This is a genomic window from Bacillus sp. SIMBA_154 (genome assembly GCF_046536015.1).
In the GTDB taxonomy this organism is placed as follows: Bacteria; Bacillota; Bacilli; order Bacillales; family Bacillaceae; genus Bacillus; species Bacillus pumilus_P.
This window is the reverse complement of sequence record NZ_JAWJBV010000506.1, coordinates 1-248: the sequence shown is the minus strand read 5'-3', so window position 1 is coordinate 248 and position 248 is coordinate 1. Positions and strand designations below refer to the sequence as shown.

The 248-nt window shown below is 49.2% G+C and carries 1 protein-coding gene; it reads left to right on the top strand.

Annotated features, from left to right (window positions below; genetic code table 11):
• Positions 1 to 248 (top strand): hypothetical protein (locus R0K30_RS22925; protein ID WP_410613260.1); only part of this gene is annotated, 248 nt, incomplete at both ends.

Genomic DNA, 248 nt, shown 5'->3' with positions numbered 1-248 from the left:
CACCAAAGATGACCAGCTGGGGACGTGAGTTAGCGGCTGCGCTCAAACACACAGACATAGTGTTCAAAACTCGTGTGGCACCACTTGCTCAGTTTACCCAGAGCCAGACACAGCATCATGATAAGCATCAAAACGAAAGACATCAAAACGCAAAGCAAACCGAGCTCTTTGATGAGACTGGGGCTAGTCTTGGCTGGTTTGATTGGGTGATCTGTACTGCACCGAATGGTCAGGCGGTAGAACTTATG